Annotated in this window: 10 protein-coding genes; 8 read left to right on the top strand and 2 right to left on the bottom strand. The window is 45.8% G+C overall.

From position 1 onward, the window contains the following. Positions 1–85 precede the first annotated feature (85 nt). The 7 genes from MHN31_RS00150 to MHN31_RS00120 all read left to right on the top strand — a co-directional run bounded on the left by MHN31_RS00150 (position 86) and on the right by MHN31_RS00120 (position 11,267). Positions 86–1,054, top strand: a complete 969-nt coding sequence (locus MHN31_RS00150) for an ATP-binding protein (protein WP_125556944.1) — start codon at positions 86–88, stop codon at positions 1,052–1,054. A 513-nt stretch (positions 1,055–1,567) separates the two neighbouring features. Continuing rightward, positions 1,568–4,693 (top strand): glycosyl hydrolase family 18 protein, encoded by a 3,126-nt coding sequence (locus tag MHN31_RS00145; protein ID WP_125556942.1) that lies wholly within the window; start codon positions 1,568–1,570, stop codon positions 4,691–4,693. A gap of 52 nt (positions 4,694–4,745) precedes the next feature. Next, positions 4,746–6,182 carry a lytic polysaccharide monooxygenase gene (locus MHN31_RS00140; protein ID WP_239443112.1) on the top strand — a complete coding sequence of 479 codons (1,437 nt, stop codon included), beginning with the start codon at positions 4,746–4,748 and terminating at the stop codon, positions 6,180–6,182. 81 nt (positions 6,183–6,263) lie between these two features. Beyond that, entirely contained in the window at positions 6,264–8,729 is a 2,466-nt protein-coding gene (locus MHN31_RS00135; RefSeq protein WP_239443111.1) for a glycosyl hydrolase family 18 protein, read from the top strand. A 143-nt stretch (positions 8,730–8,872) separates the two neighbouring features. Continuing rightward, positions 8,873–9,670, top strand: a complete 798-nt coding sequence (locus tag MHN31_RS00130) for a transporter substrate-binding domain-containing protein (protein WP_239443110.1) — start codon at positions 8,873–8,875, stop codon at positions 9,668–9,670. Positions 9,671–9,673: 3 nt separating this feature from the next. Further along, positions 9,674–10,096, top strand: a complete 423-nt coding sequence (locus MHN31_RS00125; RefSeq protein ID WP_125556934.1) for a hypothetical protein — start codon at positions 9,674–9,676, stop codon at positions 10,094–10,096. Positions 10,097–10,100: 4 nt separating this feature from the next. Beyond that, positions 10,101–11,267, top strand: coding sequence for an anhydro-N-acetylmuramic acid kinase (locus tag MHN31_RS00120; RefSeq protein ID WP_239443109.1), 1,167 nt, complete (start codon positions 10,101–10,103; stop codon positions 11,265–11,267). Here MHN31_RS00120 and MHN31_RS00115 read toward each other — a convergent pair. Both MHN31_RS00115 and MHN31_RS00110 read right to left on the bottom strand, forming a co-directional pair. Then, a complete protein-coding gene (locus MHN31_RS00115; RefSeq protein WP_239443108.1) occupies positions 11,232–11,756 on the bottom strand; it encodes a hypothetical protein in 525 nt (174 codons plus the stop codon). The two genes, MHN31_RS00120 and MHN31_RS00115, sit on opposite strands and share 36 nt — an antisense overlap. Before the next feature lie 123 nt (positions 11,757–11,879). Continuing rightward, entirely contained in the window at positions 11,880–13,019 is a 1,140-nt protein-coding gene (locus MHN31_RS00110) for a Na/Pi symporter (protein WP_010381270.1), read from the bottom strand. Between the two features lie 333 nt (positions 13,020–13,352). Between MHN31_RS00110 and MHN31_RS00105 the strand changes: the two genes are divergently transcribed. Further along, positions 13,353–15,317 (top strand): sensor histidine kinase, encoded by a 1,965-nt coding sequence (locus MHN31_RS00105; RefSeq protein WP_239443107.1) that lies wholly within the window; start codon positions 13,353–13,355, stop codon positions 15,315–15,317. The last annotated feature ends 39 nt before the right edge of the window (positions 15,318–15,356 follow it).

Below are 15,356 nucleotides of genomic sequence, written 5' to 3'. Positions count from 1 at the left end.
ATGATGCGATTTATGGGTTAGGTCTGTCTTTTCCGGCAGCAGGGCTGATGCTGTTGGTTCCCAAGGTTGAGTGCAAGAGGTGACTATGTCGCAAGGTGACAATGAATATTACAAGGCGTACCGCAGAGAAAAGCAAGCTCGTGATGAGCTTGAAACGCTATTAGAAGACAAAACACGCTCTTTATACCTTGCCAACCAAGAGCTTGAGGCTAATCTGACGCAGCTAAAACGACAACATGCCGCTATTTTGCAGAGTGAGAAGATGGCGACGCTCGGTGTTATGTCTGCGGGCGTGGCACACGAAATAAATAATCCTTTGGCTTATGTTAACAGTAATGTGGCTACACTGGGGCAGGTCGCTAAAGGCGTTGCGGAATTGATTAATACAAGTCAGCAATTTTCAGACAACGCAATTGATCAGGAGGCGTTTAAAGAGGCGTTTAAGAACCTGGAAGCACAATATCAGCTGGGTTTCTTTGCGGAAGATGCAGAAGATCTCATCGAAGATTGCCAGGACGGTTGTCGGCGTATCGCGACTATCGTCGCAAGCTTATTGGATTTCGCTCGGCCCAAAAACAATGAATTTGTGATGGCTGATATGACAGAAGCGATTGACAGTGCGCTGGGCTTGCTTGCTAATCAGCTTAAGCACATTGAACTGGTGGTCGAAAAAGCTGATATCCCACTTAGTTATTGCAATCTTGCTGCGTTAAATCAGGTGATCATTAACTTATTGATGAATGCCAAATATGCTTGTGAGCAGGGTAAAGCACTAGGGAACTGCCCAACTCCTCAAATCAAACTGATCGTCAGTCAGTTACAGGACCATATCCTGATCGAAATGATTGATAATGGTACCGGTATAGAATCCGACATATTACCGCATATATTCGAACCTTTTTTTACCACCAAACCTGTTGGGCAGGGGACCGGTATGGGTCTGGCTGTTGTGTATGGGATTATCTCAGAGCATAAAGGCACCATTAATATTGAAAGTAAGCGTAATGAAGGTGCTAAAGTCTCGCTAACATTGCCTGTCATCATTGCCAGTTAATCACGCAGATACTCTTCATTAAGATTTCTATTCCTTCAAAATAACTTCTGAACAACCTCATTGTACCTCATTTAATGTCAAATCATGCCTTTGTTACAGTGTTAACGTTAACGTTAACGTGATGTTGCTGGTCTGACCTGGTTGGTTTCTTATATAACTATTGGTTATAACATATGTTTAAACGTGCTCTTCAGAATTGCACGCAAAAGATAAGAAAAACTTATCCGAATACATAAGTTTTTCTTTCCTATGTTTCTAATTTGTTTCTAACTGATTGTTCTTTATGCAATAGCGTTGAATATATGAACTGTAATATATGAATTTAACTCATTTAATTGGGGTAGGGTCAAAATGAGAAAAAGTCCATTCATTTGAATAATTGGTAGGTAAAAAGGATGGTTTGTGAGGTTTTGTTGATTAAAAAGTAGTCACGCTTACGTTGACGTACTTCATTTCTATGTTAGCTTTACTTTAAAAATGTTAATCACAAAAACAGTAAAGGTTGAAGAAAGTATGAAAACGAGAAACAAATTCAAGATGGCACTGCAGCTCAGCGCAATCGCTATTGCTATAGGCTCAACACATGCAAACGCGTATGACTGTACCGGTCTAAATCCATGGCAATCTGGTAATGCCTATACGGGTGGTCAGCAGGTCGAACAAAATAATAATGCTTATGAAGCGAACTGGTGGACGCGTTCTGAGCCGGCAACGAATTCTGGTGACTGGCAGGAGTGGACTTGGCTGGGTTTGTGTGACAGCGCTGTCGAAAATAAACCGCCAGTAGCTAGTAACTTACAGCCAGTTTCCGGCACTGAATTCGTTGCAAATGACAGCGTTGCCATCAGTGTTAAAGCCGTCGATTCAGATGGCACTGTGAGCAAGGTCGAGTTTTTTGTTGACGGAAGCCTGGTTGCCACTGACGTAAGCGGCACCGCGGATATGTTTGACGCGCAATGGAATGCCAGTGTTGGTACGCATGATATCAGCGCGACAGCCTATGATGATAAAGGTGCTGCATCTAACGTATTGACTAGTCAAGTGGTTGTAAAGCCAGCAGATACTGGTAACAAAGCACCTGAAGCGCAGCTTGTTATTAAGAGTCAGCCAGCGGAATTGATTGTTGGTTCGCAGGTCGTTTTCGGCTTGTCTGGTAGCGATATGGACGGCCAGGTAACCAAGTTGACGTTTACGGTAGATGGTGTTGATGTTGTAACAACCAATGGTAGTGCAACGGACCATACCTGGACAGCGCAGCAACTTGGCCCAGTTACATTTACTCTAACAGTAACTGACGATAAAGGCGCTACGGCTAGCGTTTCTCAATCTCTGACCGTTGTTGAGCAGGGCCAGGGTGGACGCGACGACTGTAAACCTGAAGGTTTGTTCCAAACACCTGGTGTGAACACACCTTACTGTACTATCTATGATGTCGATGGTCGTGAAAAAATGGGTACAGATCACCCTCGTCGGGTTATCGGTTACTTCACGAGCTGGAGAAACGGTGCCAATGGCCAGCCTTCTTACCTAGTGAATGATATTCCATGGGACAAAATAACCCATATTAATTATGCTTTTGCTCATGTTGACGCGAACAACAAGGTTTCAATTGGTGACCCAGCCGCACCAGGCAACCCGGCTACAAATATGGAATGGCCAGGCGAAGCGGGTGCTGAGATGGACCCTGCCTTACCTTATAAAGGTCACTTCAACTTACTTAACAAATATAAGAAACAACATCCGGATGTTAAAACTCTCATCTCTGTAGGTGGTTGGGCAGAAACCGGTGGCTACTTTGGCAGCGATGGCAAGCGCGTTAACAGTGGTGGCTTCTACACTATGACGACCAATTCTGATGGCAGTGTTAATCAGGCTGGTATCGATGCGTTTGCGGCAAGTGCGGTCGAGTTCATTCGCACCTATGGCTTCGATGGTGTCGACATTGACTATGAATACCCGACTTCAATGAATGACGCAGGTCACCCAGATGACTTCCCAATTTCTAATGCGCTACGTGCCGGGTTGAATGCCTCTTATCAGGTATTGATGAAGCGTTTACGTGAAGAGTTAGACAAAGCCGGTCAGCAAGATGGCAAACACTACATGCTAACTATTGCGTCACCTTCTTCTGGCTATTTGCTGCGTGGTATGGAGACCTTCCAGGTTACTAAGTATCTGGATTACGTCAACATTATGTCTTATGACCTGCATGGCGCATGGAACCAACACGTAGGTCACAATGCTTCTTTGTTTGATACTGGTGAAGATTCAGAACTTAAAGCATGGAACGTATACGGCACTGCTGAATTTGAAGGCATCGGTTATCTGAATACTGACTGGGCTGTTAAATACTTCCGTGGTGCGCTATCGGGCGGTCGTATTAACATTGGTATTCCTTACTACACGCGTGGTTTCAAGGATGTCCAGGGTGGGACTAATGGACTGTGGGGCCAGGCAGCCTTCCCAGATCAGGCAAACTGTCCTCCGGGCACCGGTAAAGGCGAGAAGAATAAGTGCGGCAATGGCGCAGTGGGTATCGATAACCTTTGGCATGACAAGAATGACGTGGGCCTGGAAGTACCTGCCGGTTCTAACCCGCTGTGGCATGTTAAGAACCTGCAGTCTGGCGTGTTAGGAAGCTACCTGGCTGACTATGGTCTGAACCCAGTTACAGACCCTGAAGATGCATTGACCGGTACATATGCACGTCATTATGACTCTGTTGCTGTGGCGCCTTGGTTGTGGAACGCAGAGAAAAAAGTGTTCTTGTCTATTGAAGACGAGGAGTCGATGGGCACCAAAGTTGACTATGTTATCAACAATGGCCTGGGCGGCATTATGTTCTGGGAACTTGCTGGTGACTTTGACTACGATGCCGCAAAAGGTGAGTACTTCATGGGGTCGAGCCTGACAACGCTAGCATACAATAAGTTTAATCAGTCTGGTGCGCCTTACGATATTCATCCGGGGAATGTGAACTTCCAGGTTCCTGCGGAATCCGTTGATGTTACCTTCACCGCAAAAGATTTCCCACTAGGTGATGATAACTATCCAATTGCGCCAACATTTGCGTTTACCAACAACTCTGCCATTGATTTGTCAGGTGCGAAGATCACATTTGATGTGCCAGTTGCAACATCGGCAATCTTTAAGTCGAACTGGAATGCACAAGAGAAACTGGGTATGGCGGTTGAAGCGAATGCCTCTAACGCTGCTGGCAACAACATTGGCGGATTTGAGAATGAGTTCCACCGCTTCTCAATCACCCTGGTAGACGAGTGGGGCAACATTCCGAAGTCGTTCGCACCGGGTGAAACGGTCAATGCTCAGGTAATGTACTACATGCCTATTACAGGTCCGGTTAACTTTGTTGCTGAGAAAGACGGTAAACGTTACGCATTTAAGTTCGAGTATCCGAAGTTGCCAGATGCAAAACCAGGTGATGGTAACGGCGGTCCAATCACAAGCTGTGAAGGTGTGCCTATCTCTCAGATTAAAGTATACCCAGAGTTTCCAAAGGGCACTCATGCTGCTCAGGGTGACTTAATCATCGATGGAAATGGTGTTTACAAAGCGAAGTGGTGGAGCAATAAACAGCCATCAGTAAGTTCGGATTACACCAAGGTTTGTAGTTTGTAACCGACCCAATTTCAAAGGACAGGGGCTTCGGCCCCTATGATAGAGGCAAACTATGAAAACGTTTAAATTACTATCACAGCAGAGCGCAATCAGCGCATTGGTATTGTCAGCATTGTGCTACAGCGACCTAGCTGCAAGCCATGGTTACATGGATTTTCCGCTTGCGAGGCAGGCTATTTGTGAAGACCAAGGAGGGTACTGGTGGCCAGAAGATGGTTCCAATATCCCCAATGCTGCCTGTAGGGCTGCTTATCTGGAATCAGGCTACGTGCAGTTTATTCAGGAACACGAATTCGCCGTTAATACGCCAGATTACAACAACCAACAGGCTGTAGAGAAGAATATACCAGACGGCACTCTCTGTGCGGCGGGCTCACATGAAAAACGTGGCATGAATCTGCCGTCAGCCGATTGGCAAAAGACAGAGGTTCGTCCTAATGCAAATGGTGAGCTGGCAATTCGCTTTCATGCGACGACACCGCACAACCCCAGCTTCTGGAAGTTCTATCTGACCAAGCCTGGGTTTAACCCGGCGACAGACGTCATGACGTGGGGCAGTATCGACTTGATCACAGAGATCGGTAACGTAGATTTTGTCAAAGATCCGGATGGTAAACGTATTTACGAAATGACCATTCAGATACCTCAAGGCCGTAGTGGCGACGCTATTTTGTATACGCGCTGGCAGCGCAATGATGTCGTTGGAGAAGGCTTTTACAACTGTAGCGACATTAACATAGTGTCTGATTCGCAGCCTACCGACTGGTACGCAGCTGGCTATTTTGTTAGCCGGGGACAGACTGCTAACGCTGGCGACCTCGTGTGGGCGCGCGTTTTTGACCAAAACGGCCAGGAAATTGTCAAACATTCTTTAGCAGTCACGGCGCAAAATCAGGCCAGTTGGGCGACTGTGCTGGCAGGTCAGCTGAATGCAACCTATGCCAATGATGTTCAGGTCGGTGTCAAACAGACTAATGGCGACGTGGTGTTCGATGAAGCGAATTTGCTTAGTAATCAAGTGTTCGTAACAGATGCGGCGTACACCTATAACCTCACTATCGTACCTAAGGCGCCAAACACGCCTCCTACGGTTCATCAACCTGACCCGGTTGTGATGGATGAGAATGCACAAGTACAGGTACACGTGCATGCCTTTGATGATGAACAGACCGAGCTTGTATACAACTGGACACTGCCTGCTGGGCTCTCTATGACAGGCAGCGGCGCCACTATCTCTTTACAAAGCGGTGAAGTCTCAGCAGATACACAGTATACCGTGTCGGTAGCTGTATCGGATGGTGAATTAGTTACTTCCAGAGACTTCACTGTCACGGTTAAGGATGTACCTGTATCAACTTTTCCTCAGTGGAAGGCCTCTAAAACTTACGTAGGTGGCGATAAAGTCTCTCATGGTAATAAAAACTACGAAGCCAAATGGTGGACACGTGGTGAGGAACCAGGAAAAGCACAGGTCTGGAAAGCGCTTTAGTCAGACAAAACAGTTTTAAGCAGTACCAATAACTCACCCCTCGGGGTTTGGATATAACATGTAAATAAGGTTGAGAAAGTAATGAAGATTAAACAGATAAGTACAGCGATAGGCTTAGCACTTATGAGCGGTTCAGTATTAGCTGCACCTTCAACACCTAGCTTGAGCTGGGAGCCACAAGTGTATTCTTTTGTAGATGTTGTACTCGATGGAAACGGGTCATACAAAGACTTGGTAACTGCTAAAGATAAAGTTGATATTCAGATTAAATGGAACGCTTGGAGTGGTACAGGTGGTGACAGTTATAAAGTCTACTTTGACAATCAGCTTGTCAATGAAGGTACGTTAACAGCCGGCACAAAGAGCGGCACTATCACTTTCCCTTATATGCAATCTGGTCGCCATACTTTGTATGTTGAGCTGTGTGATAGCACGGGTTGTGCAAGAAGTGCTGGTAAAGAGATAGTGATTGCCGATACAGATGGTGGTCATCTTGAGCCTCTGCCTATGGATGTTAACCCGAATAACCGTAACAACGGCACAATCCCGGGCAAAGTAACAGGTGCTTACTTTGTAGAATGGGGAATCTACGGCCGTGACTTTGACGTTACCAACATTCCTGCACAAAACCTGAGTCACCTGCTGTATGGATTTATTCCAATCTGTGGCGCGAATGAGTCGCTGAAAGAAATTGAAAATGGTAACAGCTGGCGCGCATTGCAAAAGGCTTGTGCGGGAACAGCTGATTATGAAGTCGTCATTCACGATCCCTGGGCTGCTGTGCAGAAAACACTGCCTGGCGTGAATCAAAACGACCCAATCCGTGGTACATATGCTCAGCTGATGGCACTTAAACAGCGTTACCCTGATCTTAAGATTCTGCCTTCAGTTGGTGGTTGGACGCTTTCTGACCCATTCCACGGCTTTACAACGAAAGCAAACCGTGACGTTTTCGTCGCTTCAATGAAGAAATTCCTGAAAACCTGGAAATTCTATGACGGCGTAGACATTGACTGGGAATTCCCTGGTGGTGATGGTCCAAATCCTGATTTGGGCGATCCAGTCAATGATGGTCCTGCCTATATTGCGTTGATGGCTGAGCTTCGTGCCATGCTTGATGAGCTGGAAGCCGAAACTGGCCGCACCTATGAGCTTACTTCTGCAATCGGTTCTGGTTACGACAAAATCGAAGATGTTGACTATCAGGCTGCTCAGCAGTACATGGATTACATCTTTGCAATGACCTATGACTTTTACGGCGGCTGGAACAATGTTACAGGTCACCAGACTGGACTATATTGTGGTTCGCACCTGAGCCAGGACGAATGTAATGGCACTGGAGTAGATGATAATGGTGAGCCGCGCAAGGGTCCTGCTTATACAGCCCACAATGCGGTACAACTGTTGCTTCAACAGGGCGTTAATTCCAAGAAAATTGTAATGGGTGCTGCAATGTATGGCCGTGGCTGGGAAGGTGTGCTAGACCAGAATACCACTATCCCGGGCAACCCAATGACTGCACCTGGTAATGGTAAATACGCAGGTTCAACTTCTGAGGGGGTTTGGGAACCAGGTATCATGGATTATAAAGCCATTGCTGCTAATCTGGTTGGTCCAAATGGTACAGGCCTGAATGGATTTGAAGTAGGCTATGACGATCAAGCTGAAGCAGCTTACGTTTGGAATCGCAGCAATGGTAAATTGCTGACGTTCGATAGCGCGCGTTCTGTAGAAGCGAAAGGCCGTTACGTTAACTTGTATGACTTGGGTGGTTTGTTTGCCTGGGAAATTGACGCGGATAATGGTGATATTCTAAATGCAATGTACGATGGCCTGACTGGTGGCGTGCCAGTTAATAAGCCGCCAGTTGTGTCTGTAGATAGTAACGTTGTAGTGCAGTCAGGTGGCTCAATCACAGTGACAGCTACAGCGTCTGACCCAGATAATCAGCCTCTGACTTACGCATGGAGTGCGCCGAGCGCTTTGACGCTGACTAATGCAACGACTACTTCAGTCGGTGTTGCGGCACCAGTGGTTACTCAGGATACCGAGTATACGTTAACGATTGCTGTATCTGATGGCGAAGCGACTACAACGCGCAATGTTACTGTGTTGGTAAAAGCGCCTTCAACAGGTAACGATGCACCTGTTGTATCACCAATCGCTGCAGTATCACTTGCGGAAAACACCAGCACATCAGTACAGGTAAGTGCAACGGATCCAAATGGTGATGCACTCACTTACACTTGGTCAGCAAGCAATGGCCTGACTGTCAACGGTCAGGGCGCGAACGCCACAATTACAGCGCCGGAAGTAACACAGGATACAACTTATCAGTTGACCGTTGCTGTATCTGACGGTACTGCGACGACTACAGCGTCATTTGATGTGACTGTGACTGATTCTTCAGTAGGTGCAGATCCTTGGGATAGAAATAAAGTCTATGTCGGAGGCGACCGCGTTAGCTATCAAGGTAACTTGTACGAAGCAAAATGGTGGACGCGTGGTGAAGAGCCAGGCAAAGCGATGGTGTGGAAAGCACTATAAAGTATGTTGATATCAGAGGTCAGGGTTTGGCCTCTGATTGACCAAGGGATTGGCCAACAATAATCAATAAAGGCGCTTCGGCGCCTTTGTTTTCTTCCAGTTATCCTTCATAATCTAGCTAATATTAATGATAGTTAGACATCGTGCATTTAATTTTTCTATTGTTTTTCCTGCCCATCGCTGCGCTTGCCAGTGAACAATGTGATACACGTTACAAGGTTGGTGTTGGTACCAGTTGGCCACCTTACGTGATGTACCGAGACACCGTGCCTTACGGTTTGGATGTAGACATCACCCGCAGGGTGTTCAGTAAAGCTAAGCTGTGTATCGATTTTGTACAGTTACCTTCATCGGCCCGCGGTATCACTGAGCTATCTAAGGGGTTCATAGATATCTTGCCTTCTGCCAGCTTCAATACGCAAAGGGCTGAACTGGCTTTTTTTAGCCAGGCATATCGTCGAGAGAGAATGCGCTTGTTTACACGCAAGGAACGGGTTAAAGAAGTCAGAAGTTTGACTGAGCTATTTGCTTCAGAACACACGTTTGTGTCTAATCCTGGCGCGTACTACGGCAAAGAGCTCGAACAAATTTTAAAAATTGCCTGGTACAGAGAACGGTTGCTTGAAGTACCGAGCATCAACCAGCGCATGCAGTTGGTGAACCGCAGACGTGTCGATTTTTTAATTGAAGATGAGTTTTCGGGTTTCTACTACATAGAGAAGTTGGGTTTTGAGCAGATGCGAATACACCCTTATGTGGTAAATGACAACGCGATTCATTTTATGTTAAGCCGAAAATCATTTAATAAGCAGCAAATAGATGAGATTAATGCCGCTATCGACGCCCTGAAAGACGAGATAGCCGATTTAATTGGTCAATATGGCATAAATACAGAGGCACGACCAAAAAGTGCGAGCCTCGAGTCATTTTACGGAGTGTGATAGATGCACAAAGCTGGCTTGATAATGAGTTTGATGATGGTGGTTTCGGTCTCTGCTATTGCCGACGATCTTAAGCCCTATCGTTTTGACAGCATGCAAATGAACCTCGGCGCTTTATTTTTTGACCGTGCAGATCGCATGAGGCCGGCAAAAAGTGACTTTAAGGTCAACCGCAGTGTGGCAATGTCGAATGACGATGGACACCGTGCTGTGATACTCAGCCTTGAAAACCTTTCCTCGGGCAGGCGTATCCTCGAACCTGAGCAACTGATGGTGATTTATGCTGACGGTACGGCATTGCGGGTTAACGCATTACCAAAAAAAATTCTGCTAGAGGGCTACGAAAAACGCAACTTCACACTGGAGTTAGGCGAAAATGATTATCCTGTTGTGGCAGTAGTGGCAGCCAATAACGAAGGATATTAATACAATGGGACTTAAACAAATTCGTCAGCTCCACGCAATCTCAAACAAACCTGTCCGTAGAATTCTGGGGTTGATGAGCGGCACGTCTCTCGATGGGCTGGATCTGGCCTTGTGTGAGGTGACTGGCTCAGGCACGGAGACACAATGTAAGTTGCTAAAATTTAAAACCTACGCCTACGACAGCGAATTTAAAACCAAGGTGAGAGCAGTTTTTGCCAAAGAGACCATTAACCTCGAATACCTCACCTTACTTAACCCCTGGATTGGGCAATACCACGCAAAATTAATCAATCAAACTTTGTCACAGTGGCAAGTCGACAGGTCAGGCATAGATTTGATAGCTAGCCATGGCCAGACTATATTTCACTGCCCTCATCATCAGCATATGCATGTGGACTTCGGTGACGGGACACTGCAGCTAGGGGACGGCGATCAGGTTGCAACACATACTCAGATAATCACAGTTTCGGATTTCAGACAAAAGCACATTGCAAAGGGAGGCGAGGGCGCGCCACTGGCACAGTACGGCGACTACCTGTTATATCAGAGCACACAGGTGCATCGTATTTTGTTAAACCTTGGTGGAATTGCAAACTTCACTGTGTTACCGCGTAATGGCCGGGTTGAAGATGTGCAATGTTCAGACATCGGGCCGGGCAATACGCTCATGGATGCATTTTGTCAGCGTTATTTTGATGTGCCTTTCGATGAAGGTGGACGGTTAGCCGCAAAGGGAGAAGTCTGTGAAAGTTTGCTCGATTTGCTAAAAACCATACCTTTTTTTCATTTCGACACGCCAAAGACAACTGGACCTGAAGTGTTTAATCTTACCATGTTGGAAGAAATGCGGGCCGAATGCCCTGAGTTACTGTCTTCTTGTGACGTGCTCGCTACACTCAATGAGTTAACTGTCTGGTGTGTGCTGGAACATATACAGCGCCTTAAGTTGGATGGTTCCGTGCAATTGATTGTCAGTGGTGGTGGTGCGCACAACACATTTTTGGTCAGTAAGATTGGGTCTGGACTGCCAGACGATTATGAGGTGTCTGAGCTGTCGCAAGATGGCGTGTGTGTTGATTCTAAAGAAGCGGCATTATTTGCGGTCCTGGCTAATGAATGCGTGGCTGGTGGTGGATCATTTTCGTTCGGTAAGATAAGCCTGCCTGGTTGAGCCTAGCAGGTTATTAATTTCTGTACGCAGATATTGGATGACAGCCTGGAACAATCCACCGGCATGCCTTGGGTTGTTGGCCGTTACCAGAGCTTGATTTTCATTTGGGTGTATTTCACGCGGTAGGTAGGCCATGTAATCCATGCTGTTTTTTACGCGTTGTTTGTAGCCCAGTAAACTCAATTGCAGATTATACGAGCCACTTTTTCCAGCCCCGCTCAGACGTACTTCAATGGTACCGGTCATAATATCTTTTTCTTTGAGCTTCGCCATGCCTACAAAGTCAACGTCACGGTTGTCCTGGTGATTTGCCGTAATACGGATTTGATTACCTGACACTGCATCCTGAGGTAGCTGACACGACACGACCAACTGGTCTTGCTCGATGAAAAACTCAAGTTGATCGAATGGTGAGCCTTGCTCAAGGAAAAACAGCTGTTGGGCCTGGTCCTGTATATCAAAAGTCAAAGACCGTTTACGTGTATTCATGATTCTGCCGAAAGATTAAACCGACGTCATTATGCCGGGGTTATATGTCAAAATTATTAAAAAAGGGCTCGTGTTTGAGCCCTTTTTACGAGTAACGAATTACTCGTGCTTTTGTTTACCAATCTATTTGATTGCAAGCATCAACAGGCCAGGCAGTACAAAGAAAGAACCTAATACGTAACCAAATGCCGCAGATTTATTACGTGTTCCAATGCGTGCCAGTTTCTCGGCCAATTGCAGCGGGATTTCACGAAGCAGTGGCAAGCCGTATATCAGGCCAACAGCGAATACGTTAAACATAACGTGTACCAATGCAATTGTCAGTGCAACTTCTGCATTAGGACCGGTGATAGATGTTGCAGCAAGTAATGCTGTGATAGTTGTACCAATGTTCGCACCCAATGTGAATGGATAGATTTGACGCGTGTTGAATACACCGCTGCCTGCCAGAGGGATCATTAGGCTAGTTGTGGTTGATGAAGATTGAACCATCACGGTTACGGCTGCACCTGAGCTGATACCAGCGATTGGGCCACGACCAATTGCACTGTGCAGAAGCTCTTTTGCGCGGCCTACAAGTGCTTTCTTAAGCAGTTTACCCAAGGTAGTTACTGCGAATAAAATCATGGCAATACCAACCACAACCATCGCAATACCTACAGCTTTACCGTCAAGGAAGCTTACTGCGTCTTTAACCAGGCCAACTGCAGGCTTTACAAGTGGTTTGATGAAGTTATAGCTCTTTAGAGATAAGTCTGCATCACCAACGAACAGGTGCGACAGTGCTGCAGAGAATTTTTCAAGCAGACCAAACATAATTTCCAGCGGCAGGAAAATTGCAACTGCAAATAGGTTGAAGAAGTCATGCACTGTCGATGCGGCAAATGCACGCTGGAATTCTTCTTTATCACGGATATGGCCAATTGAAACCAGTGTATTAGTGATAGTGGTACCAATGTTAGCACCCATGATCATAGGAATGGCGATGCCTAATGGCAGACCACCTGCAACCAGACCAACAATAACTGAAGTTACGGTAGATGAAGACTGAACGAGCGCGGTGGCAAATGCACCCAGCATTAACGCGACAAACGGGTTCGTTGCGAATGCGAAGATTTCTTTAGCACCTTCTGTGCCGCCTGAAGCCAATTTAAAACCACCACTTACGGTGCCTACAGCAACTAAAACAAGATAGACCAGTAATGCAATCGCGGTCCAATTTAAGATCTTTGCAAAAAGAGAGGTTTGATTTTGTTCACTCATGATTTTACTCAGTTATGTCTGGCCAAGCTATGTGGCACTTTGATGACGTTTTTATTTCAGGGCGGATTAAAACAAAGTTATATGACAGAAATATTTCAATGCGACTGTCATTTAACCAGGTACTCAAAGTTAAAGGCGACAGTTTGACACTTTGTCTATGAAGAATTTATAGATTTTTTTTTAAGTTTCTAATAATTGGTGCTATTTTGGATTTCGCAATAGTGTTACATTGGTTTACATTAATCGCAGGTCGATACGCAAATTCGTCCTTACTCCACATTTCATACACGATTTAGACCTATGATAGTTACAAATGGTTACCGAGTCTTGTTCATGCGTTTTATCTTAATGCTTTTAATAGCGAGCTTTTTGTTTGCAGGTCATGCCACTAGCGCAGAACAGCAGCAAAGATTTGTCATTGACGACACTACCACGCAGCTCACTTTGAATAACGCCACCTTTTTTTATGATTACGACACGCAAATCAAAGCGCCCGGCGATATACCCGAGTTTCTCCCGCAATTTGTCCCCCTGAACGAGATTGATAAGCGGCCTCAACATAAACTCTATTCTAAATGGGTCTCGCTGAAACTCGACAATCAATCAAGTTCAGCGGATTGGGTACTCTCATTTGGCTTTGCCAGATTGCCCAAACTGGTGGTTTATCAGGTGGACGGGGGAGAGTTTAAGCAGGTGCTATCGCAGGACGAAGACGCGAGGTTTGATGAACGGCCTGTCCAGGACCCGCAAATGTACTTACCATTAGACTTGAAGCCGGGTCACAGCGAATTCCTGATTGAGTACCAAACGTTTGCAAATGCACCTGCTAATTTGCGTTTACACTCCAATGCTAACTATTTATCCACGTCACAACTCAGCATACTTACCAATGCCAGCCTGGCCGGTGTCGTGGCTGCCATTTTGCTCATCGTCATTGTTAATCTGGCCTTCAACCGCAATACCACCAATGTCTTCTATGCCATGTGGACCTTGTTATTTTTGCTTATTGTGATTGATATGGCGGGCTTCTCATTTCAGTATTTTTGGCCCAATCATGGTTTTTTCAGCGGCCAGTTTTCAATAGCACTGATGGCAATAGTTCCCATATTTCACCTGTTGTTCGTACGCGGCTTTTTACAACTAAAACACTATCATCCGACGCTTAATACTGTATACGTCTGTGGGACCTGGCTTTATATCATTCTAGTTCCTACCGCGTTGTATCTCGAAAGCGTGTATTTCAACTTACTTGCCAGTACCTTTGTTATCCCACTGTTTGTGTATACCTGTATATGGAGTTTCAGACAAAAAGGGCCCGGAATGCGCACCTTTACATATAGTCTGATTAATCACCTGTTATTTCTAAATGTGCTTACCATAGTTGGGGCAAGTTACGGTAACCTGATTGACGTGTTTGAGATCACGTCCTTCATTAAAGTGGGCTATCTCATAGAAGTGCTGTTATTTACTGTCGCACTGGCATTGCAACATAAATCACTTCAGGGGCAATTAGTCAGACATCTGGAGCAACAGGTTAATGCGCTTAACCGAACCGTTGATAGTGAAAGGCAGGTGGTGAATGAGCAGGTGAATCAGCTCAAAGCCAAAGAAGAACAACTTTTCACTGACCTGTCGCATGAGTTACGTACACCGTTAACTGTGATGAAAATCCAGGTTGAGTCATTGCAATACAATATTGTTGAAAATGTCGAAGACTCTTATGCCAAATTAATGGCAAAGATCGACGAGCTTCACAAGTTTATCGATCAGTTGATGCTCGTGACGGGCGATAAAGACGTTGCGAGTATTCTCAACAAAGAAAATGTGAAAGTGGCGCATTTCATCAACGAAACCTTCCAAACCTGTATGACCTATGTGGACCCCAAAAAAGCGCGACTTGAAGTGATTAATCGACTCGACCCGCACTTTACGATGCAGTTTGATAAACGCTCTATTGGCAACGCCATTTTGGAAGTCGTGAAAAATGCGCTGAAGTATGGTGGTGAAGGCGTTGATATTAAAATGAGCGCATTGGTGACAGAGCAAAATCTGGTACTGAGAATCGAAGATTCAGGTATGCCCTTGTCCTATGATGCGCACAGGCAGTTGTTTCAGCCTTTGTTCCGGGAAGAGGCGTCGCGCAGCTCGCTGAGTGGGGGCAAAGGCATGGGTCTGGCAGTGTGCAAAAAAATTGTCGAGTGTCATGGGGGTAAAATTGATTCGCACAATAGCCTGCTGGGCGGATTGTGTATTGAAATTATCCTGCCTACCGCAGAGACAGACATGGCTTTGGCATAGAAAATAGTTGTAATCTGCTTGATGTCTGGCAGACTGCGC

Origin of the sequence: Pseudoalteromonas sp. McH1-42 (genome assembly GCF_022347845.1) — a bacterium.
In the GTDB taxonomy this organism is placed as follows: Bacteria; Pseudomonadota; Gammaproteobacteria; order Enterobacterales; family Alteromonadaceae; genus Pseudoalteromonas; species Pseudoalteromonas rubra_D.
The sequence above is the reverse complement of the archived record's forward strand: the minus strand, read 5'-3'. Positions and strand labels throughout refer to the sequence as shown.